Origin of the sequence: Qipengyuania zhejiangensis, from assembly GCF_035607565.1 — a bacterium.
Lineage (GTDB): Bacteria > Pseudomonadota > Alphaproteobacteria > Sphingomonadales > Sphingomonadaceae > Qipengyuania > Qipengyuania zhejiangensis.
Window position 1 is genome coordinate 56259 of record NZ_JAYKGO010000001.1, and the last position, 23555, is coordinate 79813.

The 23555-nt window shown below is 62.7% G+C and carries 26 protein-coding genes and 2 pseudogenes; 6 read left to right on the top strand and 22 right to left on the bottom strand.

Annotation, left to right across the window (positions count from 1 at the left end; all coding sequences use genetic code 11):
- Positions 1–9 precede the first annotated feature (9 nt).
- Genes VR863_RS00205 through VR863_RS00285 form a run of 17 tightly spaced genes read right to left on the bottom strand, consistent with a single transcriptional unit; the run spans position 10 to position 15000 of the window.
- Positions 10–1446: a conjugal transfer protein TraH gene (locus tag VR863_RS00205; RefSeq protein WP_324826462.1), complete on the bottom strand. Its 1437-nt coding sequence runs from the start codon at positions 1444–1446 to the stop codon at positions 10–12.
- Positions 1436–2266 carry a conjugal transfer protein TraF gene (locus VR863_RS00210; protein WP_324826463.1) on the bottom strand — a complete coding sequence of 277 codons (831 nt, stop codon included), beginning with the start codon at positions 2264–2266 and terminating at the stop codon, positions 1436–1438. Before VR863_RS00210 ends, VR863_RS00205 begins: the two co-directional genes overlap by 11 nt.
- On the bottom strand, positions 2263–3996 hold the full coding sequence (locus tag VR863_RS00215; RefSeq protein WP_324826464.1) for a conjugal transfer protein TraN: 1734 nt from the start codon (positions 3994–3996) through the stop codon (positions 2263–2265). The genes VR863_RS00210 and VR863_RS00215 overlap by 4 nt, the downstream gene beginning before the upstream one ends.
- Complete coding sequence (gene trbC / locus VR863_RS00220; protein WP_324826465.1) at positions 3993–4745, bottom strand: type-F conjugative transfer system pilin assembly protein TrbC; 753 nt, start codon at positions 4743–4745, stop codon at positions 3993–3995. The genes VR863_RS00215 and trbC overlap by 4 nt, the downstream gene beginning before the upstream one ends.
- Positions 4742–5755: a conjugal transfer pilus assembly protein TraU gene (gene traU / locus VR863_RS00225; protein ID WP_324826466.1), complete on the bottom strand. Its 1014-nt coding sequence runs from the start codon at positions 5753–5755 to the stop codon at positions 4742–4744. The genes trbC and traU overlap by 4 nt, the downstream gene beginning before the upstream one ends.
- Complete coding sequence (gene traW, locus VR863_RS00230; RefSeq protein ID WP_324826467.1) at positions 5752–6390, bottom strand: type-F conjugative transfer system protein TraW; 639 nt, start codon at positions 6388–6390, stop codon at positions 5752–5754. Before traW ends, traU begins: the two co-directional genes overlap by 4 nt.
- Positions 6387–6908, bottom strand: a complete 522-nt coding sequence (locus VR863_RS00235; RefSeq protein ID WP_324826468.1) for a S26 family signal peptidase — start codon at positions 6906–6908, stop codon at positions 6387–6389. The genes traW and VR863_RS00235 overlap by 4 nt, the downstream gene beginning before the upstream one ends.
- Positions 6905–7291: a TrbI F-type domain-containing protein gene (locus VR863_RS00240; RefSeq protein WP_324826469.1), complete on the bottom strand. Its 387-nt coding sequence runs from the start codon at positions 7289–7291 to the stop codon at positions 6905–6907. The genes VR863_RS00235 and VR863_RS00240 overlap by 4 nt, the downstream gene beginning before the upstream one ends.
- Entirely contained in the window at positions 7284–7664 is a 381-nt protein-coding gene (locus tag VR863_RS00245) for a hypothetical protein (protein WP_324826470.1), read from the bottom strand. The genes VR863_RS00240 and VR863_RS00245 overlap by 8 nt, the downstream gene beginning before the upstream one ends.
- Positions 7661–10204, bottom strand: a complete 2544-nt coding sequence (traC, locus tag VR863_RS00250) for a type IV secretion system protein TraC (protein ID WP_324826471.1) — start codon at positions 10202–10204, stop codon at positions 7661–7663. The genes VR863_RS00245 and traC overlap by 4 nt, the downstream gene beginning before the upstream one ends.
- Entirely contained in the window at positions 10201–10773 is a 573-nt protein-coding gene (locus VR863_RS00255; protein WP_324826472.1) for a hypothetical protein, read from the bottom strand. The genes traC and VR863_RS00255 overlap by 4 nt, the downstream gene beginning before the upstream one ends.
- On the bottom strand, positions 10770–11642 hold the full coding sequence (locus tag VR863_RS00260; protein WP_324826473.1) for a DsbC family protein: 873 nt from the start codon (positions 11640–11642) through the stop codon (positions 10770–10772). Before VR863_RS00260 ends, VR863_RS00255 begins: the two co-directional genes overlap by 4 nt.
- Positions 11639–12955, bottom strand: coding sequence for a TraB/VirB10 family protein (locus VR863_RS00265; RefSeq protein ID WP_324826474.1), 1317 nt, complete (start codon positions 12953–12955; stop codon positions 11639–11641). The genes VR863_RS00260 and VR863_RS00265 overlap by 4 nt, the downstream gene beginning before the upstream one ends.
- On the bottom strand, positions 12955–13770 hold the full coding sequence (locus VR863_RS00270; protein ID WP_324826475.1) for a type-F conjugative transfer system secretin TraK: 816 nt from the start codon (positions 13768–13770) through the stop codon (positions 12955–12957). The genes VR863_RS00265 and VR863_RS00270 overlap by 1 nt, the downstream gene beginning before the upstream one ends.
- The gene (locus tag VR863_RS00275; protein WP_324826476.1) at positions 13767–14336 is read right to left on the bottom strand and encodes a type IV conjugative transfer system protein TraE; all 570 of its coding nucleotides are present in this window, start codon (positions 14334–14336) and stop codon (positions 13767–13769) included. The genes VR863_RS00270 and VR863_RS00275 overlap by 4 nt, the downstream gene beginning before the upstream one ends.
- Before the next feature lie 12 nt (positions 14337–14348).
- A complete protein-coding gene (traL, locus tag VR863_RS00280; protein ID WP_006834208.1) occupies positions 14349–14636 on the bottom strand; it encodes a type IV conjugative transfer system protein TraL in 288 nt (95 codons plus the stop codon).
- A gap of 31 nt (positions 14637–14667) precedes the next feature.
- Positions 14668–15000 carry a hypothetical protein gene (locus tag VR863_RS00285; RefSeq protein WP_324826477.1) on the bottom strand — a complete coding sequence of 111 codons (333 nt, stop codon included), beginning with the start codon at positions 14998–15000 and terminating at the stop codon, positions 14668–14670.
- A 368-nt stretch (positions 15001–15368) separates the two neighbouring features.
- Between VR863_RS00285 and VR863_RS00290 the strand changes: the two genes are divergently transcribed.
- The 3 genes from VR863_RS00290 (at position 15369) to VR863_RS00300 (ending at position 16667) form a co-directional block, all read left to right on the top strand.
- A complete protein-coding gene (locus VR863_RS00290) occupies positions 15369–15860 on the top strand; it encodes a hypothetical protein (protein ID WP_209198259.1) in 492 nt (163 codons plus the stop codon).
- On the top strand, positions 15853–16068 hold the full coding sequence (locus VR863_RS00295) for a helix-turn-helix transcriptional regulator (protein WP_063511184.1): 216 nt from the start codon (positions 15853–15855) through the stop codon (positions 16066–16068). The genes VR863_RS00290 and VR863_RS00295 overlap by 8 nt, the downstream gene beginning before the upstream one ends.
- Before the next feature lie 209 nt (positions 16069–16277).
- Positions 16278–16667 carry a hypothetical protein gene (locus VR863_RS00300; RefSeq protein ID WP_196793211.1) on the top strand — a complete coding sequence of 130 codons (390 nt, stop codon included), beginning with the start codon at positions 16278–16280 and terminating at the stop codon, positions 16665–16667.
- A 363-nt stretch (positions 16668–17030) separates the two neighbouring features.
- Here the strand turns inward: VR863_RS00300 and VR863_RS14950 are convergent.
- Positions 17031–17489, bottom strand: a pseudogene (locus VR863_RS14950) (DUF8840 domain-containing protein).
- 85 nt (positions 17490–17574) lie between these two features.
- On the opposite strand from VR863_RS14950, the gene VR863_RS00310 reads away from it, so the two are divergent.
- A protein-coding gene (locus VR863_RS00310; protein WP_369765956.1) for an IS3 family transposase occupies positions 17575–18767 on the top strand; the annotation gives its coding sequence in 2 pieces (ribosomal slippage) (positions 17575–17824 and positions 17824–18767; 1194 coding nt in all).
- Positions 18768–18905: 138 nt separating this feature from the next.
- Here the strand turns inward: VR863_RS00310 and VR863_RS00315 are convergent.
- The 3 genes from VR863_RS00315 to VR863_RS00325 all read right to left on the bottom strand — a co-directional run bounded on the left by VR863_RS00315 (position 18906) and on the right by VR863_RS00325 (position 21571).
- Positions 18906–20492 carry an ABC1 kinase family protein gene (locus tag VR863_RS00315; RefSeq protein ID WP_151884732.1) on the bottom strand — a complete coding sequence of 529 codons (1587 nt, stop codon included), beginning with the start codon at positions 20490–20492 and terminating at the stop codon, positions 18906–18908.
- Positions 20489–21055 carry a MarR family winged helix-turn-helix transcriptional regulator gene (locus VR863_RS00320; protein ID WP_006834198.1) on the bottom strand — a complete coding sequence of 189 codons (567 nt, stop codon included), beginning with the start codon at positions 21053–21055 and terminating at the stop codon, positions 20489–20491. The genes VR863_RS00315 and VR863_RS00320 overlap by 4 nt, the downstream gene beginning before the upstream one ends.
- Before the next feature lie 330 nt (positions 21056–21385).
- Positions 21386–21571: a MarR family transcriptional regulator gene (locus tag VR863_RS00325; RefSeq protein WP_228135198.1), complete on the bottom strand. Its 186-nt coding sequence runs from the start codon at positions 21569–21571 to the stop codon at positions 21386–21388.
- Between the two features lie 263 nt (positions 21572–21834).
- Between VR863_RS00325 and VR863_RS00330 the strand changes: the two genes are divergently transcribed.
- Together VR863_RS00330 and VR863_RS00335 are read left to right on the top strand one after the other, a co-directional pair.
- A complete protein-coding gene (locus VR863_RS00330) occupies positions 21835–22722 on the top strand; it encodes an alpha/beta fold hydrolase (RefSeq protein ID WP_324826478.1) in 888 nt (295 codons plus the stop codon).
- Positions 22719–23132: a hotdog fold thioesterase gene (locus VR863_RS00335; RefSeq protein ID WP_006834195.1), complete on the top strand. Its 414-nt coding sequence runs from the start codon at positions 22719–22721 to the stop codon at positions 23130–23132. Before VR863_RS00330 ends, VR863_RS00335 begins: the two co-directional genes overlap by 4 nt.
- A 156-nt stretch (positions 23133–23288) precedes the next feature.
- On the opposite strand, the pseudogene VR863_RS00340 reads toward VR863_RS00335, so the two are convergent.
- Positions 23289–23468 (bottom strand): annotated as a pseudogene (locus VR863_RS00340) (IS3 family transposase); the annotation flags it as partial.
- Positions 23469–23555: the final 87 nt, after the last annotated feature.

The following is a 23555-nucleotide window of genomic DNA, read 5'->3' on the forward strand; positions in this document are numbered from 1 at the left end:
GCCTGACCCTTATGGAACGATGGAGCGGGACTGCATCCCGCGCGACCAGTCGAGCGCGGCGGCCATCGACGGCGACATCGAGGCGGCGAGCATGTTCTCGATCATCGCGGTCTTCTCGATGATCTGCATGATCGCGGAGACCCGCGCCTGTCCGGTCGCTTGCCGCTTGGCGAGGCTCGATCGCACCTCGGCGACCTGAGCGCGCCAAATCGCGAGTTTCGCTTCATCGGCCGCAATGAAGCTCGCCATCGAGCGTCCGGCCTCTGCGGTGATGCGTTCGAGGATGGCATAGAGGAGATCGATGCTGGCGATCTCGGCCAGCGTGTCGCGGTCGTCGGTTGCCATCCCGCGACCATAGGCCGCCTGAACGGTGAGTATCTTGTAGAGCGGCACCGATGCCACCTGAAGCAGCTCCTTCTCCTCGTCGCCGATCGCGGTATCGCTGCGAATGGCCTCGACCATGCTGCCGATGAGCCGGGCAACGCGCGGCCGGATAGCCTCTGCGCTCGACAAGCTCATCTGCTGGAAAGTGGGGTTGAGGCACTGGTCGGGCTCGTCGCACTGCAACACCCGCACCGATTGGCCCTGTGTCCCGTCGAGCAGCGCAGTGACAAGCGTCGAGGAGGCGTCGCCGGCGAAAGGCACGAACTTGCCCGGCTCGTCGTCGCGGGGCGGCACATAGATCACCGTGCCGATGAGCGTCATCGCATACTCGGCAAGATCGCGGTCGAATGTGCCACCGGGGTTGAAGAAGGCGCTCTGCTTAAGGACATGCCAGGTGTAATTGCGCGGCACACCGGGATTGACGTCGGCATAGTCGGCGCCGGCACCCTCATTGGTCGAGGCGCGCTGGCCGCGCGTCCCGCAGCCGTGTTTGGCGGCGGCATAGTCGGTAAAGATACCTTCGGAATTGCCGATCGCTTCGCAGATCGCCTTGTCGGCGAGATCACCCTTGGGCCAGACGCCGCCGACCAGCCCCTGCGCCATCTCGCAGGAGTTGATCGAGAGATTGTTCATGAGCTGCGCCTTCTGGCTGAACTCCTGCATGATCTTCGAGCACTCGGGGCAGACGGTATCGATCGCGAGGCTGAAGGCGAACCCCACCGCATTGTTCGCGACGGCCTTCAAGAGCGCGACCATCTCGCTCGCGTTGATGAAGGAGAAGGACCCGGCGAAGATATCGATACCGCCGCAACCAGCGCGGGCACGCGGCAGCTGGAGATTGGCGATGTTGGTCGTCTTCTGCGGGAAGCGCGTCCAGACGTTTCCAAGGCTGTAGTAGCCCGCCGACTGGCCTTCGAACGCGCTCGGCCCAGTGACATTGGCCGCCGCGCCCATGTCGTCCATGAAACGGTCCATGCTGTCGCCGACATTTGCGGCGACAGGCGACGCGACCATGCTGGCAGCAGCTATGCTGAGCGTCGCATTGCGAATGCTAGTAATCATGTCCGGCTTCCTTCGAGGTGAGGAGGTAGATGCGGTCCTGCAGCTCGTCGGCCGAAAGCACGCCATATCCGATCGGGATCGGGCGCCTGGCCACGCTGTCCCACAGTACGAGCGCCGGGGTAATGCCGGGTTCGAGCCCCATGCGCGGCCGCTGCCCACTTTCGACCTTGTAGTCGGGGAAGTGCCGGGACGGTCCGCCATCGGTCGAGATCGCCCGGACCGTGATATGCCAGCGGTCGGCCACCGAGCGCACGATCGGGCTCATCACTTCGCAGGCGCCGCAGGTCTGGGCGAAGAAGTAGAACAGTCCATAGCGTTCGGAGAGCCTGGCCATCACCGCGTCGCGGTCGGCAGCGCGCGCGTCCTGCCATTGCTTCTTGGCGAGCGCGCCGACCGGTCGTTCTAGCGTGTAGTCGAGCTCGGGATCCTGCCAGATCGCGCGCTGCCAGACATCGGAGAACAGCGAAGCCCGGTCGAGCTGGGCACGCTGGAAGCGGATATAGGCGGTTACGTTTTCCGGCGTCGGATAGAGGATCGCGCGCGCTTTGAGTTCGCGCAGTTCTCCCGTAACCGCGTCGAGTTCTTGCGTGGCGGTTACCTGGGCCGGAGGCTGCGCCATCTGCGGCTCCTCTGCCGGCACCGGCTTTACGCAATAGAACCAGTAGCCGAGCCTGCGCTGCTCGCAGTAGAGGATGTCTGCCGAGGCAGCTGGCTCTGCCTGGCGCGCTTCCTGGGCAACTGCCCGAACGGGAAGCAGTGCAGCGAGGCACATGGCCAGTGCTGGGAGGGCCAGCACTGGCGGTGATTGGCGGCGCGTCATTGGCCACTCCTTGCGTAATAGTCCTCGATTTTCTGCTGGATGAGGATGCTGGTCTCGAGCTCGTCGGGAAGCCGCGCAGCCTCGGTGAACTCGGCATAGACCTCGCTGAAATCCATCTGGCTGAGGTCGAGCCGGGCGAATTCGTCGAGCGTGAACCCCTCGCACTGCTCTTCCTTGGGCTTGTCCCAGGGCTTGGGCAGTTGGCGGCGGCCCTGTTCCTGCAGGATCCGCGAGAGCTTGCTCTCGAAACAGCAGTAGACCTTCTTCTTGGTCAGGCAGACGCCGAGGAACTTGTCCGAGCAATAGGTCCCCACATAGGCGCACAGCCCTTGCGCATCGCGTTCGTGGAGCAGCACTTCCTCGCGGTTGCAGCCGAGCGCGACCAAGAGGCTGATGCCGGGGATGAGCGGGAAACCCTTGCCCTTGCAGCAGTTGAGCACGCCGAAAACCTTGGAGGAGCAGGTGTTGCGCGTGCCGCGGAACAGCGTCAGCGTCTCGGGATCGAACTGGCCGCGGGCCTCGTCCATCGCATGGAGCGCGGTGACAGCATCCTTGAACTCGTCGTTCGCGGTGCGCTCGATCGTCTCGCAGCTGCCATCGATGCAATAGACATCGCCGTCGCAGACATACTGGGTGGAGCTGTCGTTCCCGGGAAGCGGGCACTCGTAGATGCGCTCCCAGGTCTCGCAGGGAGTTTCGTCAGTGAGGCATTCCTCGCGGACAAAGCGGCAGGTTCCCTGGCTTTCGATGTCGGAGCAGTCGGTCGCCGCTTCGCGCGCGATGCAGGTGTAGCTGCGTTGCCATTCCCAGCAGGGCCTGGTGACAGAGACGCCGTCGACCACGCGGGTCTGCGGATCGGTATCGGTGCAGATTTCGGCGTCCAGCGTGCAATCGCTATTGCCCGCGAAACCTGTGCATTGGCTTTCGTCCGGGGTCGTCGTGACGGTTGTCGCGGCGGTTATGCGGTAGGGCGTCTGACCTGCGACCTGTTCGTCGCAGGTCAGTTCGGTAAGCGGATCACCGGGCTCGGTGCACCACTTGCGACCGCCGGACCAACCCCACTGCAAGCAAGGACCGTCCCGGTGTCCGGTCACCCGGCAAAGAGCGCCCGAGAACTCTTCGCAATCCGGCTCACCTGACAGGTTGAAGCTGCCCAATGGGCTGCAAAGGTAATGATACTGCAGTTGCTGGCTGACCGTGGCCACGAGCGGCACCGTGCATTGGCCAACCGACTGGTCGATCCGTGTCCCCGTATTGCAGGTCGCCGTATAAGTGCCCGCTGACCCCGAGCCAGGCGGCAGCGGAACGCAGGCCCCTTGGCTGCCCGAAATTGCCATGCCGCTGGTGTAGTCGAGCGGCGTCTCGTTGATCGCGAGACTGCGCGCGATCACCTCCTCGATCTCGTTCGGCTCGAACCGTGCGCGATTGGCCATGCTGTCGCGGATGGTTCGCATCGGCGTGCTGGTCGTCGCGGCACTCCGCCCGCGAGCCTCGATCTGGTCGGGATCGCGCGATAAATCCTGCAGGTCGCGCGTCGCCTGCGGATCGAAATTGGGAACGCGCGCTGCGTCGGGATTGGTCGTTGCGGCATCGCGCGCTTCGCCCAGCAGCTCGGTGGCAAAGTCCTTGCCGTCAGCCCGGGCTTTATCGCGGTTCTGAGCGTGAAGTGACGACGCGCAGGTCAAGGTGATGATAGCGGCGAAGAGACTGGCGAGGGTTTTGCCGGTCATGGCCGTTCCTCCCTGGTGAGCTGGCGCAGATGGAGGCGGGCAAGCTCGGCACCCGGACCCTTGCCCGAGGCAAAGGTCTCGAGGACTTCGCCCACGCTGATGTTCCCGGCGATGCGGTCGTGCGGCGGCACTTCACTGGTGCAATCGAACCCGTCGCATGGGCTGAACTCGGTGCTCAGCATGACGAAGCTCGGCGCGGCCTCGATGTTGAAGGCACGGAACAGCCGCGGATCGATGCCGAGCGAACCGGCCGCGTCGCGGTTGCTCCAGATCGCAGCAAGGCGCTTTTTGAACGCCTCGCTGTTTCCTTGCGGGAAGCCGCGCAGCACGGTGACGCCGCCCGCCTTGGTCATGTCGTGGACCAGTGCTTTCAGCGCCTCGGGCGGCATCGACAGGCTGGCAAAGGCAATGAAGCGCGGGGCTCCCCCGAGCGATGCCTTCTCGGCGGCGGCTTGCCCTGCGATCATCGCGTCGAAGTCGAGGACGGCGTCGGTCTCGATTGCCTCGATGCTGTCGGCATAGGCTGCGCGATTGGCCTGCGCTTGGGTTTGGATGGCCTGTGCGTCCTCGGTCAGTGCCTCGGCGCGTTGGCGGACATTGGTGCTGAGCGCCTGCGCATCATCGGCATGTTCGGCCGCACGCTCGCGGATCGCTTCGAGGTCGATGCCTTCGGGCGCGCTCTGGGCGAGAGCGAGGCCACCGAGGGTGACGGCAAGGCCGACGGACAAAAGGAAGAGGTACTTGTTCATAGCGCGCAGCAGTTCCGCTTGCGCCAGACGAGGTATCCCATGTCTTCGCCGATGGCGGGGATGACCTGTCCTGCGACTTGAAAGGTGGTGGAGGCACCGATGGGCGGGCAGGCGTAACGGCCCGAGGTCGCCGGGTTGGGGTTGGTGGCCTGGAAACGGTATTGCTGCTTGCGCATCACCGGCATCAAATATTTGCCGCACAGGCCCTTGGACCCCATCGTTCCCCACGAGACGAGTTCGCGGTGGAGCTTGTAGGCAAAGCGCGAAAGCACAAGCCGCGAAGCCTGGACGTGCCCGATGGAGGCCGAGACATTGCCGTTCATCGGGTACATCGACCCCTGGCAGCCCGCGCACCAGAACATCTCGTCGATCGGCAGCTTCGCGGTCGAGGCGACGCAGTCGGCCGCACAGGCGGCGAGCGCCAGCGGGTTGGCGAAGAGCACGGCCTCGGGGTTGATGATCGCGGTGAGCTCGGAATCCTGCCACAGCGGATCGATTTCGGAGATGTAGAGAATGTCGATCGAGCCCGATTCCAGGCACAGGAAATCGGCGACGATCTCCATCCAGTAGATCAGCGGATAGGCATACCAGTGGACATGCCAGCTCGAATAATACTGGCTCGCGCCGCCTACCGCCGAGGGACCCGAGATCGAGCGGAAGCCAATATCGAAACCGGGATCGAGTTTCATGCCGCCGAGGTTGACGAAGCACCACGGCTTCATGCTGACATCGGCAAGCCGCACCGGCTCCCAGAAGCCCATCGCGATCCCGGGCCTCAGACCGCACAGGCACACCGGCAGATCGGGGTTGTCGGGATCGGGCCGGCTCGACGGCCAGATGTCCAGCCCGCCGATCGAGATCGGGAACAGGCACGACCAGCAGATGTCGGTGATCGGGTTCACAAAGCTGCCGGTGCAGCGGCCGGGACCGGCATCGGCCATGGCGGGCGTCGCGGTCGCGAGACCAAGAACAGCCGCCAGCAAGAGTGCCAATTTTCGTAAGCGTGTCATTGGGCGGGCTTCCTTTTCGGTGGCAGCGCGATTTCGCTGAGCTCGAGCAGGCGGCCCTGCTGGCGCACGCGTGCGGGCACCGACCTGATCCCGAACCTTTCCGTGAGCTTGCCGCCCTGGTCGAAATAGAAGCGGCGCTGGCGAGCCTTCATCAGCTCGAGCGGCGCGCCCTTTACCAGGATCAGCTTGGCATTGGCGTCCTGTTTCAGCGCCCAGGCGAGCTGGTCGGGATCGTCGCCGTCGAGGAACAGAAGATCAGCGCGAAGGCCGACGCTGTCGAGCGGATTGACCCTCGTGCCAGCGGCATGGATCAGCTCGCCTTTTGCGCCGCGGATATCGGCAGCGAGCGTGATCGTCGGATCGAAGTGCCAGCGCCGGGCTTCGCTGGCCCGGACTATCCCGGCGACGGGGTCGGGCCGGTTCACCCGCGCGATCGTGCGGCGCTTCAGGTCTTCATTGAGCCGCGCGGTCTCGCCCGAACGTTCCATCTGCGTCAGGCGCGAATGGATCTGCTCGAGGAGGTCGCGCTCGATCACGGGAAACACCGTGCCGCGCTGGCCAAAGTCACGCGCCAGTACCTCGGCAGGGCAGAGCAGGACTGGAAGCAGGGCTGCAGGGAGGATGAGCTTGCTCACAGGATCGCCCTCCCGCTGCCAAGGATCTGGCCGCGGCAGACGAAGCCGATCTCGGCGTAGCGGCTGTCGAGACCGCGGGGATGGCTGGTCCCGGTGTAGAAGCAGCCGTCGGGGATCGGTCCTTCGGGGCCTTCGTGTAGCGCAATGCCGAGACGAGTCTCATCGAGCCGCGCGGCAATCTTGCGGCCATTGATGAAGACCTCGTGACCGCGGTGGCTCACGACATCGCCCGGCACGCCGAGCACCCGTTTGCCGAAGAGCTGCGCGCCTTTCCCGAAATGCACTTCGACGAGTCTGCTTGGCGGCGGCTCGAAGAAGATCAGGCTGCCGCGCCCGATCCGCGCGTGCTTGTCCAGCCAGAAAGCCCAGTTGGGCAGGCTCGGGCTGGCATTGATGAGGAAGGCATGGTCTTTCGCGAAGGCGTCGACCGCGCCCCATCCGAGCGGCAACAACACCAGCGCGGTCAGGACCAAGGGCCGTTTGATCGTGCGAACAAGGCGAGAGGCAAAGTGCGTCACTGACCGCCTCCCTGCTCAAGTTGGCGAACGATCCGTGCGCGCAGTTCATCGGTAGCATCGGGAGCATCGCCCGCGAGCACCGCTTCGCCGACCAGCACCACGCGGCCATCGGTGCCCATTTCTGCAACGGCGCGTTCGGAGGCCTGGAGGAAAGCGAGCACGCGCGCCTGGCTGGCTTCGGGATCCTGTTGCTCGCGCGCTTCAGCATCGACGAAACCCGCGATGGTCTCGGCAAGCCGGACAGTGACGATCTGCTGGCGCGGCTCGATCAGCTCGCGGCTGACCCAGGCCGCCCAGAGCAGTGCGGCCACGAGCGCGAGCACGCCAAGAACTCTCAGCAAGAGCGGACGATTGAAGGATGGTAATCTGCGCGTGTCAGTCACGGTTTTCCTCCCGGGCCGGATGGTTGTCGAGATCGGCCGCGAGCCGCCTGAGGAAGCGCGGCATGCGAAGCAGCGTGATCGCGCCTGTCAGCACGAGGAAGCAGCCCTTGAGGTCCTGGCTGAAAAGGCTGCGGCGCATGGCACCCGCCTCGAGGTAGCGGTCCGACAGATTGGCGAGCTGGGTGAAGAGGCCGGCAAGGTCCCAGCCTGCAACGAACAGGAACAGCGCGAGCGGCAATCCCAGCACGATCAGGAGCGAAGTTACGGCAAAGCGTGCGGTCTCGATGAGGACGAAGCAGGTCCCTTGCAGGACTGGCATCAGGCTGCGGAGATTGGCCGGAGGGGTCCGGTCGGCGAGATGCGAGACCATCATTGCCCGCCTCCCGCCACGATGCGGATGGCATCGGCGAGGCTGTGCCCGCGCCGCTCGCAGTCCTGGATCGCGGCATAGGTGTCGGGATCGGAGGAGTAGATTGTCGCCGAGAAGGGATCGAGCACGAGCCGGCCGACCGCCTCGGTCTCGGGACCCTTGATGAAGACCTCGCTGTACTCGGTCCCCGAACGCTTGAGGCTGCGGATCAGCGTTTCGGTACGGTCGTCCATGTCGAGCCGCGCGTTCGCCCTGAAATCGGCGATCGTCTCGGCCTTCTGCTGAAGCACCAGCATCCAGTCGCTGTTCTCGAGCGCGGCGCGCGCGCCATCGGACTTGTAATAGTCATTGAGGGACTGGGTCGCGGTCGCGAGCGCGCCGCCATATTTGCGCGCGGTGCGGGCATAGGTCTCGACAAACTCGCCCATCGACCCGCCCTTGAGCATGGCCCAGGCCTCGTCGATCAGCAGCAGCTTCTTGGTTGCTCGCGACGAGCGCGTCATCGCCTGGCTGGTCATGAACATGATCGCCGAGAGGACGACGCTGCGCAGTTCCTCACGGGACGCGAGATCGCTCATCTCGAAGACGGTAAAATCATCGTCGAGTGCAAAGCTCGCCTTGCCTGCAAAGAACCCCCCGTAGCTGCCGCCGCGGCAGAAGGGCGCAATCGCGGTGGCGAGATCGCGGCCGGCTTCGCTTTCCGATCCATGGAGCGCATGCGCGACATCATCGACCGATGCGCCGCTGCCGAGTGCCTCCCAGGTCGCGTTCACCGCCCGGTCGATAAGGCCGCGTTCGGTATCGCTCGGCGCGGTGCCGGGACGCGCCATCTGGCCGACGATCGCCTTGATCATGGCAAAGCAGTCGAGACGGTAGTCTTCGTCTTCGTGCGCGCGGGCATCGTCGACCATCGAGAAGGGATTGAGCGAGAAGCCGGAGGCGAGCGTGAACTCGACGAAGCGTCCGCCCTGCAGCTTGACCGAATGCTCGAAGCTGCGCCCGTCGTCGATCACCACGACCTTGGCGCCTGCGCCGCGCAGGGCGGCGCAGAGTTCCTGCAGCAGCACTGACTTGCCTGAGCCCGACTTGCCGCAGATCGCGATATTGTGATTGCCGGCAGAGTTTTCGAACGGTGACCACCAGAAGGGCTGGCCGCGGCGGCCAACGAGCAGGAGGTGCGGGATCACGCCGCCAAGATATTCCCCCTGCATCGGCGCGATATGCGCTGCCGTCGTCGAGAGCATGGTCTTGAGGCGCTTCAACCGCGCCATGTCGTCGGCGAGGCCATCGGCGAGGCTCAGGGGAAACGCAGCAACGAGGCCCTGCAGCTGGAGGAAGCGCTCGTCGGCAAGGTCCCAGCCCGCTGCCTTGTAGATCGCCTTGATGATGCGTTCGTGCGCGTCGCCCTGGCCGAGCGGCGAGATGCTGGTAAGCCCGTAGAACAGCTTGACGAGCTTCTTGCCGGCCTGGAGTTCGGCCTGGACGTGGCGCCATTCGGCCGACTGTTCGGCGAGCTTGGGCAAGAAACGCGCGCTCTTGGTCTGGCTGAGGCTGGTCGTGCGCATGAACTTGAAGCCCGCGCGCGCCGAGGCGGCTTCCTGGTCGGGATAGACCAGGCACAGCATGGTCGCCGTCGGACAGGGGAAGCGCAGTTTGTCGGTGAACATGTCGCCGATGAGCCGCGCGCATTCCCAAGGCGCCCAGCGCTCAGGGGTAGAGCGAACGGCATAGTGCCGCACGTCGAAATGATCGGGATAGCATTCGCCGACTTCGGGATTGCCCTCTTCGTCGCGGCCCGTCTCGCGAAAGCGCTCGGTCCTGAGGATCAGGCGATCGTCGCCGACCTCGAGCTCGATGTCGCGGCGGATCGCCTGGACATCGAGCGTGTCGTGCGGGTTCCACGCATGGATGTCGGACTCGTGCGCGGTGGTCGGCGAGGTGAGCTCGTCGATCAGCGCCAGCAATCCGCCCGGACGCAGCTCTTGCGCGTGGAGTCCGAGCGAATGGAGCATGCCCATCAGCCCTTCGCGGCATTCGGAGAGTTCGGCGTCGGTCACGCTGCCGGGCACCGGCACGCCGAGCGAGACGATCAGCCGGACGTTGCGGGCATGGAAGGGCGCATGCGCCGAGCCCGAATTCCAGACGAGATCGTAAAGACGCCTGGTGCGCGCCCTGGCGATGGCCTCGTAAATGCCGCCTTGCTCGTAGCGCGGAGCGAACCAGGGGCCGACAACGCTGCCGATCCGCGGAGATGCGAAGTTCAGGACCTGGAGGCAGGCGCCCTGCGGCAGGCCTTCGGAGAAGAACTGCCCGAGGATCTCGCCGGTCCGTTCGTCGGCCCCGATCAGCGGGGTGACTTCGAGCACGAAGCCCTTCGAGCGGGCGTTACGGTAGAGCTTCGCCCCCTCGTCATAGACCCGGTAGGGCAGCCAATCCGAGAGCATGTCGAGCCCGAAATGCGCCTGCGGCTTCTCAGGCCGAGCTGTGTCTGCAAACAGGCCCCGCGAGAGTGCGTCGCGCGCGGCAGCAAGGGATAGCGTCACTGGCTCTCTCCTTCTTGTGTTTCAGGGTGGGGGACCGGCTCGCGGGGAGGGGAAAACGAGCCAGGTCCCCCGGGTTCCGGCGCGTCAGCGCCGGGCATCGCCGGAACGGGCTGCGAGGGGATGAACAGCTGTTCCGGCAATGTGTCTGTCGCTTGGAAATCGGGTGCGGCGTTGCCCTCGCGCGTCGCGGCAATGGTCGATGCCAGCGAGCGCAGGACTTCGCGGCGGCCCTGCGGGGCGCGCCAGCCTGTCCCTGCCTGTTCGGGCAGTGTCAGGTGAACGACGCGCGCCTCATGGTCGCGGCCCGCCGCGTCACGGTAGGGCGTCAACACGACCTGCAGGCGGCGTACCGCTTCGCCGTTCGGGGTCACCGTCCGCTGCGCCTCAGACGTGTCGGCCTTTTCGATGCCAGTCGCCCCGGCATCGATCGCGGAGGTGGGCGCGCAGGTCCCTTCGGGAGCGCGGCAGGCAAAGCTGCCTTTGACGTTGCCGCCAAGGCTGGCGCAGCCACTGGCCAAAAGGAGCGGCGCAGCGAGCACCGCGGCGCGACGGATCGGGAGCCGGCTCATTGCGCCTCTCCCTTGCCCTCGGCGACGAAGCGGCGGATCGCCGCGGCGTCGCGGTAACCATGAAGCACCGCCCCATCGCGGGCGCGCACGATGACCGGAGTTCCGGCAAACCCGTTGGCCTTTGCGAAGGCTTCGTTGGCATCGAGCGCCTTGGCTTGCCCACAGGTTTTGGCACTCGCCGGAGCCTGGCCGGCATAGGCCGCATGGAGCGCCTTTGCCGGGTCCTTGGCGCACAGCACCGCCTCGGAGATCCTGCGGCTCGCCGCGCCGAAGATCGAGATCGGCCGCTCTTCGATCATAACCTTGGCCTTGGCGAGTTCAGCGGTCAGGCGTTGGCAGTAGCCGCACTGGAAATCCGAGAAGACGACCAGGCGTTCGCCCTTGGGGTTGCCCCAGTGGATCGCGCCGGCAACCGGAAGCGACGAGAGGTCGACATGGTCGGCGGCTGCCTGGACAGGCGCTTCGTCGCGTCCCGCCGGCGCGTCGCTGGCTACGCGCGCCGCACCGGCCGCGAGCAGGTCGGGATTGAGTTCAAGCAGGCGGGCGGCGGTCACGTCGCGCCGCTCTTCCATGTCATAGAGTCGGCCCACGAACAGGTAGCGGGCGGTCTCGTCGATGTAGAACAGCGTGTCGCCCGAGACGACTTCGCACCAGGGGCCGAGCGTATCGCAACTGATCGCGTCGATCGGAGTCTTGGGCAGCCGCAGTTTCAGTGCCTGCGCGACATCGCTGGCCATCCCGGCAGCGCTCGCAGGCATCGCGGTGACGGCAGAGACGCCGAGCGTCAGCACGGCAGCGGCGCTCGAAAGGGCAAGGGCAAGGTGAGCGGCGCGGGCCTTCAGGCTTGGCGGCGAGTCATTGTAGTTCATTTGGAGGGGCTCCTGACGTGGACGCCGTCGAGAAAGACGATCTCGACCTCGATGCCGGTCGGCATCTCGACGACAGGTTGGTATTGTTCGGCGCGTTCAATGAGGTATCGGCTGACGGTGTCGGCAGCCTCGCCGGCACCCTGGCCAAAGCCACCGCCGAGGATGTCGGTCGGCGACAGCGCCTCGCGCTGACCGTTGGCCCCGACCTGGTCGGTGAAGATGCCGTTGGCGTTGGCGGAAAATCCGCGCCCGAAGCCGCCAACGATCCCGGCCAGCAGTGCCTGGCTGACAAGGCTGCCTTCGCGGCTGACCACGCGGCCACGCACACCCGACTTTCCGGCAAAGGAGATGAACCCCTTGACCTCGCTGACCGCGAAGCGGCCACCGGGCTGCGCGCAGGTCATGCGCACCAGCTTGACGTAGACCTTCTCGGCCGAGAGATCGCCGCGCGCCGCGCCATTGACGAGGCAGCCGGTAATGTCGGTGGTGAGGAGCTTGTTGCCGCGCATGACAGAGCGGGCCGGGCCGGTGATCCGAAGCACCACGGGAAGCGGATCGCTCTGGCTGGCAACGCCGGTCGACGCATCGACACCCACGATGACCGTTGCCGGTGCATAGCTGTTGGGCGGAAGGTAATCGCGGCTCGCTTCGAGCAGCAAGGTTGGCGCAGTCTCAGCCGCACGCGGCTTGCCGTCCTTGCCCGGCTCAGGGCTGAAACTCATCAGGCTGAGCTGTCCGCCCTGCGCTTCCGGCGCTCCTTGCGGTGGCTGGACAGCCCCGCCCGTGCCGACGCCGGGACCATAGGCCGGTGGCGGGGGCAGCGGCGGAGCGGCGGCCGGCGCCTTCGCAGCGTCGCTGAGCTGTGACCGGAGATTGGCATTCTCGGCCGAGATCGCGTCGATCGCCGCCTGGCCGTCGGAGCGCATCTGCGCGTTCTCGCTGCGCAGGGCTTCGAGTTCCTGCTCGATCTCGGGGCGCGGCAGCTGGGCCTGCTGCAGATCCTTGATCGCGCGGCCCTGTGCATCGAGCCGGTTACCGTAGCTCGCGACGAACTCGCGCTGCGAGAGGTTGCGATTGACGAGGCCGCCGGTGTCGATTGTCGCTGCACCATTGGCATCCGTGCCAGCCTCGTCGCCGTCGCCGCCGAAGATGAACATCCCGCCGCCGATGAGCGCGATGGCCCCGATCCCGGCGAGCAGCATTTTCTGGCGCTGCGCGATCTGCGAATTGAGGGTGCGCCGTCCGCTTTCACGCGCTTCGGGCGAGCCTGGCAGAGGCCTCTTTTCGGCATCCTTCTGTGTTGCCTCGGCCATCAGTCGAGCCCTCCCTTGGCAAAGACAAGGAAGGCACTGGTCGCTTCACCGGGAGCGAGTGCATCGCGGCCATAGGCAAAGGCGAGCGCGCCTGCGGGACCCTCGCGCTCGGAGCCAAGCGCAAGGCTCTCCTGGCCGAGGTTGCGCACGAGGAAGCGCTGTCCGGTGAGTTCATCGCCCTGGTATTCGGCGACCAGCTGGACCTCGATCCCGCCGGTGCGGCGCGGAACAGACAGTTCGGCGCGGGCGGTGAATCCGGGCAGGACGGCATCGCTCGCCATCGCCTCGATCAGGCGGATCGCAGCGTCCTCCGGCCCGGTCTCGGTCTCCCATTCGGTAGCCGCGGCTTTAGCGAGCGCGGGATTGGTGATGAAGAGCTGGGTCGCTTCCTCGCCGCCGAGGCGGCAGGCGAACTTGTAGACATAGCCCGCCTTGCTGGTCGCAAAGAAGCTGACCCGGGCAGCGGCAAATTGCGGGGGCACGGAGATATAGATGTCTCCGCGCACCGGCTCGTGCGTCACCTGGAAGTCGTTGTAGGGGAAGCCGCTCGCGATCTTCGAGACATTGGCAAAGCCGTCATCGATGAGCGCGATCCGGGTGAGTTCGCCGCGGGCGAGCTCGCAGTCGATGGTCGCGTCGTCGGCGGCCTCGATAAACTGGTCGGCATGCGCCGGGACAGGGGCGAGCGCGAAGGCGAGCACGGTGAGGCCGGTCAGCTTGAGCCCGGGATCAGGGCGCCTTGTCGCGCCGATCGCGAAACAGGCAAGGCCGGTTCCGGCAAGCGCGGCAGCGAGGGGAGATGGGAGAAGGCTCATTGGCCGGGTTCCTCCTTGTCGGTGGGAAGTTGTTCGAAGCCGGCGAGCGCGAGGCTGAGGCCACGCTTCGACCAGCGGAAACGGAAGGAGCGGCGCTGGCTCGCGATCACTTGCGCGCCGACGAAGGTCTTGAGCGTGCCGGTGACGGTCGAGGTCAGGGCCTTGGGGTCGACATGCATTTCCGCGATCACGAAGGCCTGGCTGATGTCCGAGCCGCGCTGTTCCTCGACGATTCTGACGAGCTCGGCCTTGAGGCGGCCGTGCGCGGCGGGATCGGCGAGCTTCAGGATGTTCGCCATCCAGTAGTCGAGGTTTTCGGGTGCCCGGTTGAGGAGCATCAGCGCCGTGTCGCGGGTGACGAGCTCGAGATAGGGCGCGTCGATCCCGCCGCTCGAAACGGTGATCCGCTCGGCGGTAATCGGCACCAGCACCACCTGCTCGTCGCGGGTGACCGCGGCGCCGAGGCTGACCAGCGTGGTCAGGCCCAGGACGCCTGCCAGCACGGCGAAGCGGTTGCGTTGCCGGAGGTAGGTCTGCGCCTGTTCGTGCGCGAATTCTGCTCGCATGGTTCGCCTCCTTCAGCCCGCCAACAGGCGGCAGTGGGAGGGCGGCGTGGCCTTCAACCCGAGAAAGCTCCCGGGCAGGTACCAGTACGCAGCATGCACCAGTGCCGAACCGGCGCCGCGTGCCTTTGCCTTCCGCAAGGCAAGCCAGGCCCCGGCGGCCAGGCCGATACCGATGAAGATATGCTGCGAGAGAATGCCCCAGGCGAAGGGAATAAGGATCCCTGCAAACTCGTCGATGGTCCAGAAGCCGATGAGCTCCGGGTCGTCGAGCCGCCGTGGAACGAGGTACCTGTCGGCCATGCCGCCCTCCTGTCGTGACCGGATCCGCTGATCAGATGACCGCGGTCACGACCGAGGTGACGATCGGAACGCCGGTACCGACACCGATCCCGACGCCGACCGGCACCGCGACCTGGCCGAGTGAGAAGCGCCCGGAGGCGAGACCGATCAGACCGCCCGCGAGGCTGAGCACGGTGATGATCTTGCCGCCCGAGCCTTCGAGGAAGTCGGTGAACTTGGTCAGCGCGGGATCGAAGGTGGTGTCGGCGCCGGCAAAGGCGGCACCGGCGCAGGCCAGTGCCACGCAGGCGGGAAGAACGTAGTCGCGGCCCCGTGCACGGTTGGGCGTGCGCTGTTGGACCGGAAGGGCAGTCTTGGTGGTCATGGATGGAACCTTTCGAGGGATTGAACATCAGCCAACGATGCGTTCGCTGTATGTTCTTTCCTCTCCCCGGAGCCGGGCTGTAGGAAATCGGGAACTGGATTTTGGGGCTGCTGCCCAAGCAAAAAGCGACATCTGGAGGTGCGCAAGCTGGGATTCGCGCAGGTTGATCGCGGATCAGCGCCAACTGTGCCGCGTTTGGCGAGGAGCGTGCCGCCATATGCGCGAACACGACCGGAATTCGCGCGAATCGCCGAAGGAAGCCGATTCGGTGGCTCCTCTATGTTCTGTAATTGTTCTTTTCGTTTTCCTACAGGCTTCCTTCGCGGTTAGCCGGTGAGTCGATCACCTCCAGAGATAAGGATTCGTCGATGACCAACATGGCGCTCTTTGCCGAACAACAGGTTCGCGCCGACCTTGCCCGGCTGCTTTTGGCTGCCGTCGAAGCCAGCGGCCGTGCACGCTGCGACATCGCGCGCAACGCGCAGATCCATAAAGATGCCTTGCGCCGGGTCCTCGCCGGCGAACGCTCGGCCAGCCTCGGAGAAGCCTTGCGCATTCTTGCCGCGTGCGGCGTCGCGCCGCACGCACACCTGCTCCTGTTCCTCGTCAGCAGCGGCGATCATGCGATTGCGTGGCTGCAATCGGACCTCGCGCAGTTCTTCGAGGACTTTTCCGGCGAACTGCCCTCGGCGCTCGAACGTGTCCTGGGCAACCAGGTTCATGAGGTGAAGCCGCGTTGGGCCAAGGGCACGGCACACCGTGTCGCCCGCCTGCTTTCCGATCACATCGATGAGCTCGAACGTAAGGACGCGCTGCTTGGCGATGTCTTCGCCGGTGCCGAAAGAGGCCATCGTGGGTGAAGAGATCGACAAAGGAGCGACGGAGTCTCGCCGGGTGACGCGGCTTATTCGCTTGCCCGAAGTGCAGCACCGCGTCGGGCTTGGCCGTTCGACGATCTACCGTTGGATGAGCGAGGGCAAGTTTCCCAAACCCGTACAGCTCGGAGGCTATTCCGTGGCATGGTCGGAAAGAGAAGTCGAAGCCTGGATTTCGGACCGCCTGAAGTGACCGCTTATTGGTCTGGAGCTGACTGGTTGGAGGCGGACGTGCCATCGACAGGGGCAGTCAAAGGCATCCTTTGCGCGGTCGCCGGATCGAAGCAGTCGGCCCGATACCCTCGAGTATTGGGAGCGCTCGTCGCTGCAAGAACCGAGCTGCTTTCGGAAGCCACCGGCGCCTATTAAGGAACATACAATATTGAGTAGGTCGAGCCGATCATGACAAAGTGCATCGAACAAGATTTCCCGTGTCAAAATCAAGAGTACGATGCGTTCGATCAAATAGCGCTCTTAGAACTAAGCCAGCCAATTTCTGCCCATGAGTTGGTGAACGAGAGCGCATTTTGTGCGGAACTGCCGGTCGACGACGAACTTCGTATTGGGAACATAACGTACAAGCTCTATCTTAAATTCCTCCGTGGTCAGACAGGCCTCTATCACCTGTGGGTAGACTATGACGCCTGCGACGACCATGGCAATTACACGATGTTATGCGTGTATGTCGGGAAAGGGTTTGCTGAGCTTCGCGTTGATAGCCACGTCAAAAAAATGGCCGAAGAATGCCCAGCTATACGTGACATTCACCAGCATGGAGAATCGTCTCTCTAAGTACTACGAGCAATTGTTTCTCGATGTGTACGATTTCGAATTAAACAACATTGAGAATTCTGGCGCAGAACATCTGTTTGCGGTTTGGGATGAGGAACGCCATCACTTGGAAACGCACTTGAATGAGGTTTCCAATCTGAGCAAAATTCAAAGTTTCGACGACTGGTAAGAAGTCGTAATCCGACCGGCCTCAGGTCGAACGAACTCCAGTCTACAGCCCACGCCGTTACCGGTCTGGACGTCTGGTGTTTTGGCGCAGAGCGGCGGCGATATTACACCCCAAAAGCGACCGCCGAGCACGAATATGGCCGCATGATTCTTCAAGAGATCGCACACCTGCGTGGAGCAATGAGAGCTTCCGGATCAGATCGGCTTAATGCCTTCGAATTGGACATCGGCAGCGTGTCCCCGCCAGATGGGCCTTTCAACGTTTTCCGCCAACGCAAAGCCAAAAGATGCGAAATTCCCCAAGTGACTGAGAGCTTCGCATTGCTTAGCGATGGCCTCTACGTTGCTCGGGATCTGAGCCACCTTTTCTGGATATCGCGCTGCTCGTACGATTACCCACTCGGGTCCATTGTCTCCGACAAATCAGATGTTCGGATCGACGTTGGGATTTGAGTGAGTGGACATGATCTCGAAACCCTTCCTTTGGAGCCATTGCTTGACAACTTGAACTGCAAAATCAAGTAGTTCCCAGTCGGTAACCTCAATGAGTTCATCTGAGGCCAGGGAAAACGGATCGACCGATTGCGCGTTTCTAAGGTCGATCAAGCCCCAACCGCCCAACTGCGGTTTCCAGCCTGTCAGCGTCCTTCCCATCGGCCAGAGGTGACCTTCCCCCCGAAAAGTGGTCCGTTTTGAGAGTTAGGATTTCGGCTATTTACGGCTTGAAAGGGGCTGATGAATGGCACGGAAGAGATACACGCCGGAACAGATTATCGGGATACTGCGTGAGGCCGAAGTTCGGCTCTCGCACGGAGAGAAGATCGGGGAGATCAGCCGATCGCTGGGGATTTCGGAGCAGAGTTACTATCGCTGGCGACGCGAGTACGGTGGGCTGAAGGTCAGCCAGGCTCGGCGATTGAAGGATCTCAAGAAGGAGAACCAGCGGCTCAGGAAGGCGGTGTCTGATCTTACGCTCGATGCGCTGATCCTGAAGGAGGTTGTCGAGGGAAAGTACTGAGCCCTTCACGGCGTCGGCTGGCCATCGACCATGTGCAGGAGGCATTAGATATCTGCCAGCGCCGTGCCTGCCGGGTCGTTGCCCAGCACCGCTCGACCCAGCGCAAGCTGCCCGCACCACCAGCCGACGAGAAGCCGCTGACAGCTGCAATCATCCGGCTGGCCCAGCAATATGGTCGCTACGGCTATCGCCGGATCACGGCGCTGCTGCGCAATGAAAGTTGGTTGGTGAACGCCAAGCGGGTCGAGCGGATCTGGCGCCGTGAAGGGCTCAAGGTTCCGCAGAGACAGCCAAAGCGCGGGCGTCTGTGGTTCAACGATGGATCATGCGTGAGGCTGCGTCCGCAATATAGTGGCCATGTGTGGAGCTACGACTTCGTCATGGATCGCACCCATGACGGCAAGGCCTTCCGCATGCTTACCGTGATCGACGAGTACAGCCGCCAGTGCCTGGCGATCCATGTCCAGCGCAAGCTCAAGAGCGATGATGTCCTGGCCGTGCTGACCGAGCTGTTCCAACGCCATGGTCCGCCTGATCACATCCGTAGCGATAATGGCGCTGAGTTCACTTCTCATGCCGTGCGCGACTGGCTCTGGCGGATTGGTGTGAAGACTCTCTACATCGAACCCGGATCACCATGGGAGAATGGCTACAACGAATCCTTCAACGGCAAGCTCAGGGATGAGCTTCTCAACGGGGAGATCTTCTACACTCTGAAGGAGGCAATCATCCTGATCGAGCGCTGGCGTATCCACTACAACACCGTCCGGCCACACTCTTCGCTGGGCTACCAGCCGCCGGCCCCACAAACGATCTTGCCTCGTCCTGCCATGCTGCCTTACGCTGCGCTCCAGGCCGCCCAGCAGGGCGACCCCAACCGCCGGAACTCTAACTTAACCGGTGGACCACCCTGATGGGGCAGGTCAGCAGCATGGTGGCGGCAGGCACCGCTTCGGCAGGTTTCTGTTCGGTCATTTCCACTCTTCTCCCTTGATGTAGCCAATATCGGTGCCGGGCGGCCGTGGTCTAAGCGTTCATTGTGTGTGGTCTTATCAGTTCCATCTAGGAATGAGTGCTATTCCCGCGAAAGCCAGAACAATTCCTGCCAGTAACAACGATTGGTCGGCCAGCAATGCGGCAGAGATGATCAACGCTGCCACCACCGGACCCTTGACGGGGGTGCTGCGGTCCTCTTCCCGCGTCAGATGGTTCAGACTGGCTGGGTCGATGGATACCTGAATCGTACCTGATCGAGCGACCGAGGCAACGTTATCGATTAGCTCGGGCAGCGATGCCGAGAAATCAAGCAGGCCACTGCGGACCTTGGCCAAATGATCCCGCGCGGCTCCGATCGAAAATCGCTCGGCAAACAATTGCATCACGATCGGCTTCGTTTCTTCGGCGATATTGTAGTCCGGCGCCAAAGAGCGAACGAAGCCCTCTGCGGTCAGCAGGGTGCGCAGCAAAATAGCGAGGTCGGGCGGCAATACGAGGCGATAATCGCGCAACAATCCGAAAACCCGATCGAAAATTGCCGCGAATTCTATCCCGGCAAGAGCTGTGCCGCTAAATTCCGCGATCAGCTCATCCAGGTCCATCACCAATTGCGCGCGATCCACGAGTGGATTGCCTGCCCAGTCGAGCAGCAGATCGGCCACCTTGTCTATCTGTCCGTTCGCGATAGCGAAAATCAGTCGGACGATTTCCTGACGCCGCGCGCCGCTGAGAAAGCCGACCGAGCCGAAATCGATGAAGCCTACCTGGTTCCCTTCCATCCAGAAGACGTTGCCGGGATGCGGGTCGCCATGAAACTCTCCATTGAGAAGGATCATCCGTAGCACTGCATCGGCATAGCGCTTCGCGAACTGGGCATTCCCTGCCGGATCAGTTGCCGGGTGCCGCGACGCGGGCTTTCCGCCCAGGGCTTCCTGCACATTGATCGTCAAGCCTGTGAGTTCCCAGTGGATCGCGGGCGTCTTCACCCCAAGCATCTCCAGATAACCGCCAATCCTTTCACAGGCACGTGCTTCTGCCGCCAGGTCCATCTCCCGCGCTAAATTCTTGGCGAATGTCTGAAGGAATTCCACGGGTCGATAGCGGGCAATGTCGCTTGACCGACGCTCGGCGAGGCCCGCGAGCCGTGTCAACAGCCTCATGTCCGCCTCGATCCTGGACGCCATGCCGGGTCGGCGGATTTTCACGATAGTCTCGCTTCCGTCCAGCAGGGTTGCGACATAAGTCTGCGCGATAGAGGCTGAGGCGATCGGGTTTCTCTCGAAAGCGGCGAATTCACGTTCCCAGTCGCTGCCCCAAGCCGATACAATCACCGGTTCGATCTTATCGAACGGCAGCGGTTCCACCTGGTCGTGGAGAGTGCCGAACGCGGAAATCCAGGGTTGTGTAAACAGATCGCTTCTGGTCGCCAGGAGCTGGCCAAGCTTTATTCCGACAGGGCCGACATCGCGCAACAGCGCCACCACCGATGCAGGACGCAAGTCGTCGGTATCTGGCTCATTCTCCGAAACCGGCATAAAGCCAAGCAAGCTTCCGAGATTTTTCAGACCGTGCCGGGCGAAAATCTGACCGAGTTCTGCTAGCCGCGTCAGTTCACCGACACTGTTTTCCAGATCATGCTTCATCGGCTTTCTTCGCAAGTGTCAGCCTGCTTCTGATTCTCCGCAACTTTTCGAAGCATCGTACGCAGGAGGTCGATTTGAGGCGCAGACATTCCCTTCCAGAGAATTTCGTGGAGTCGATCAGCCGCTTCGCGCAGTTCCGGCCAGATGGTTCTTACTTGCTCGGTGAGGTGGAGGTTCCAAACCCTTCGATCGTGCGCCGCCCGCTCTCGCTCGATCAAACCTTTTTCAACCAAAACTGCGACAGCCTGTCCTATCGTCGCCGATTCAAGCTCGAGCAGGCGAGAAATCTCGGTCTGTGTTAGCGTAGGTTCTCGCAACAAGGACGCGATGATCCGCCATTGTGTTTGATTGAGGTCGAGCCCCACGATCAGAGCGTCGAAGGTCCGCCGAGCGGTCCTGTTCACCTCTTCTAGCAAATAAAGGATGTCATCCTTTTCGTTGGGGGCGTAATCACGTATCTCATCTTTCGGCATATGCTTATCCATAGCGCTATCTTGGAAGGCTCGCGCATGCCTGGCGTGTTCAAGCTCAGCGTCAACCATATTCGCTAGCAGTGCCGCCATGCAAACACTCGCTGATTTCACGCTACAGCAGAAACTGAATCCGATGGTCGCTCAAGCTGATAAGGAACCGAACGGCGCTGGGTGAGTGCGGGGGCTCCGGCCACCTCGCCTGCCACGACTGCCGGGATGTTATGATCGCATGCGCTCGGCGTCCCTCATCTGAGCATCAGACCCCCTGAAGGGCAAACGCGGGCGTGAACGCGGGGCATGGGCTCGATTTCGAGTGATTATGGCTCGCTGCCCAGATTGTCATGCATCCTAGCCAGCGATCCGCGTAAGCGCTCCAGTTCCCCAAAACGGATCCCCCCGAGCAAGCGAGCATACATTGCATCAGCTTCTACTCGCATCTTGGGAAGTAGCTCGATTGCGGCAGGGCGTAAATGAACCCGCCAAACGCGCCTGTCGTTCTTCGCGCCTGCGTCTTTCCACCAGCTCAAGTTCTTCCAGGCGATCAATAGTCTGGCCGATGCTAGCGCGCTCTAGCTTCAGTTCCCGAGCCAGCTCTGTCTGGGTCATGCCTGGGCTCCGAAAGATAAGCCAATATACTCCATTGCGTCCGCGTGAGCCCGAATTGTTCAACCGAAGAATCGGCGGTCCTGCGCAAACGCCGGGTCACTTCCTCCATAAGAAAGAACAGCCGATCGGTATCGGTGAGGAAACTTGCCCCCCTTTGTATCCGCGTCATAGCCCGTCAAGGCAGCCATCTAGGGCAACCTACCATAGCGGATCAGGAAATAAAGCCGTTTACTGTAAATCGATTTACAATATGAGGTTGCGGTATGCAGTCGCAAATTTTCCATATCGGGGGAGATGGTGGCATCTCCATAGCAGCCGAAGCGACCGGAAATGCCGATGCTTTACCGGTCTTGCTCGCGCATGGGGGCGGCCAGACCCGTCACGCATGGAAACGTGTCACAGCCGATCTCGCCAATGCGGGATTTCGTCCGATCGCAATTGATATGCGCGGTCATGGCGACAGCGAATGGTCTGCCGAGGGCGCTTACGAAACGCGCGACTTCGCTTCAGATCTCGTTGCGATCGCTTCAAAAATGGACCGCAAGCCAGCGCTCGTCGGGGCCTCCCTTGGCGGGTTGGCCGGACTGATCGCCGAAGGACACCTTGCGCCGGGCCGCTTCGCGTCGCTCACTCTCGTCGACATCGCGCCGCGTATGGAGACGGGGGGCGTTATGCGCGTAGTCGGCTTTATGGAGGAGCACGTGGAGACCGGTTTCTCTTCACCGGACGAAGCGGCAGAGGTCATCGCGCGCTACATGCCACATCGCCGCAAGCGCGGAGCCGGCAAGGGCTTACGGCGCTATCTGCGAGAGAAGGAAGACGGCCGCTACTACTGGCATTGGGATCCGGCCTTTATCCGCAACATCACACTAGCCAAGCGAAGCGATCCGGCTCATCAGGAACGCCAGTTTGATGCGCTGAACGATGCAGCCAGCAGGCTTTCGCTGCCATTGCATATTATTCGCGGCGGATCGAGCGATCTGGTTTCCGAAGACGCGGTCGCGCAATTGCTCGAACTTGTTCCACACGCTGAATACACCGACATCGCAGAGGCAACACATATGGTGGTTGGCGATGCCAACGATGCCTTTTCGGCAGCGATACTCGATTTTCTCAAGCGTAATCACAGTCCGCAGGGAGCCGTTACATGACCGATAATCTGACAAGGATCGATCCTAAGCGCCTCGAAGAGATCCTGCAGATTGCCCCGTTTCACCGGTGGCTTGGCCTCACTTTACGGTCATGCTCGAACGAGCAGCTTGAACTGGAGATGCCTTGGCGCGACGAGATCGTGTCAAACCCGGCAATCGGTTCAGCGCATGGCGGCGTGCTCGCCTCTCTGATCGATTTAACCGGGCTCTACACCTTATTGTCGCAAGGTACAGGGGCCAAGGCGACCGCCGATCTGAGGGTCGACTACCACCGCCCGGCAACCTCGGGACCACTCGTAGCATCGGGCAAAATAATCAAGATCGGTAAAAATATCTCGGTCGCTGAAACACGTGTATACGGTCCTACTGGCAACCTTTTGGCTAGCGGCCGCGGTGCCTACGTATGCTAACAGCGTTATCCTAATGGAACTAACTGCAGGGCGAAAATTAGCAGGTCTGTTCCTCGAAGACCTGCAAAATAGTCCCACGACTTTCAGAGCGAATTGCGTCGCGATAGCCGCCTTCCAATGAGTGACGTGACCCCCTGATCTTCCCCCCAGCCGGGATTAGAGCCGAGCTGCGTTGATGCGTATGAGCGCGGTTGAAGCAATGGGCTGCGCAGCGGAGCCCGTAGGGCGTGGCGAAGCAGGCCATTGCTTATCTAGTTCGGCGGCGAACGCCGCCGGTGTCGCGTAGCCAAGGGATGAGGGCGGTCTCTCTCGGTTGTAGTCTTCCACCTGACCTGCCCCATCAGGGTGGTCCACCGGTTAAGTTAGAGTTCCGGCGGTTGGGGTCGCCCTGCTGGGCGGCCTGGAGCGCAGCGTAAGGCAGCA

Excerpts from the sequence above, each read along its gene's own strand:
- VR863_RS00255 (WP_324826472.1), bottom strand. The coding sequence starts at position 10,773 with ATGAGCCGGCTCCCGATCCGTCGCGCCGCGGTGCTCGCTGCGCCGCTC.
- VR863_RS00330 (WP_324826478.1), top strand. The coding sequence starts at position 21,835 with ATGCAGTCGCAAATTTTCCATATCGGGGGAGATGGTGGCATCTCCATA.
- VR863_RS00300 (WP_196793211.1), top strand. The coding sequence starts at position 16,278 with ATGACAAAGTGCATCGAACAAGATTTCCCGTGTCAAAATCAAGAGTAC.
- VR863_RS00335 (WP_006834195.1), top strand. The coding sequence starts at position 22,719 with ATGACCGATAATCTGACAAGGATCGATCCTAAGCGCCTCGAAGAGATC.
- VR863_RS00245 (WP_324826470.1), bottom strand. The coding sequence starts at position 7,664 with ATGATGGTCTCGCATCTCGCCGACCGGACCCCTCCGGCCAATCTCCGC.
- VR863_RS00265 (WP_324826474.1), bottom strand. The coding sequence starts at position 12,955 with ATGGCCGAGGCAACACAGAAGGATGCCGAAAAGAGGCCTCTGCCAGGC.
- VR863_RS00275 (WP_324826476.1), bottom strand. The coding sequence starts at position 14,336 with ATGCGAGCAGAATTCGCGCACGAACAGGCGCAGACCTACCTCCGGCAA.
- VR863_RS00325 (WP_228135198.1), bottom strand. The coding sequence starts at position 21,571 with ATGACCCAGACAGAGCTGGCTCGGGAACTGAAGCTAGAGCGCGCTAGC.
- traL (WP_006834208.1), bottom strand. The coding sequence starts at position 14,636 with ATGGCCGACAGGTACCTCGTTCCACGGCGGCTCGACGACCCGGAGCTC.
- VR863_RS00285 (WP_324826477.1), bottom strand. The coding sequence starts at position 15,000 with ATGACCACCAAGACTGCCCTTCCGGTCCAACAGCGCACGCCCAACCGT.
- VR863_RS00290 (WP_209198259.1), top strand. The coding sequence starts at position 15,369 with ATGACCAACATGGCGCTCTTTGCCGAACAACAGGTTCGCGCCGACCTT.
- VR863_RS00210 (WP_324826463.1), bottom strand. The coding sequence starts at position 2,266 with ATGACGCGCCGCCAATCACCGCCAGTGCTGGCCCTCCCAGCACTGGCC.
- trbC (WP_324826465.1), bottom strand. The coding sequence starts at position 4,745 with ATGAACAAGTACCTCTTCCTTTTGTCCGTCGGCCTTGCCGTCACCCTC.
- VR863_RS00315 (WP_151884732.1), bottom strand. The coding sequence starts at position 20,492 with ATGAAGCATGATCTGGAAAACAGTGTCGGTGAACTGACGCGGCTAGCA.
- traU (WP_324826466.1), bottom strand. The coding sequence starts at position 5,755 with ATGACACGCTTACGAAAATTGGCACTCTTGCTGGCGGCTGTTCTTGGT.
- VR863_RS00215 (WP_324826464.1), bottom strand. The coding sequence starts at position 3,996 with ATGACCGGCAAAACCCTCGCCAGTCTCTTCGCCGCTATCATCACCTTG.
- VR863_RS00320 (WP_006834198.1), bottom strand. The coding sequence starts at position 21,055 with ATGGCGGCACTGCTAGCGAATATGGTTGACGCTGAGCTTGAACACGCC.
- VR863_RS00260 (WP_324826473.1), bottom strand. The coding sequence starts at position 11,642 with ATGAACTACAATGACTCGCCGCCAAGCCTGAAGGCCCGCGCCGCTCAC.
- VR863_RS00205 (WP_324826462.1), bottom strand. The coding sequence starts at position 1,446 with ATGATTACTAGCATTCGCAATGCGACGCTCAGCATAGCTGCTGCCAGC.
- VR863_RS00270 (WP_324826475.1), bottom strand. The coding sequence starts at position 13,770 with ATGAGCCTTCTCCCATCTCCCCTCGCTGCCGCGCTTGCCGGAACCGGC.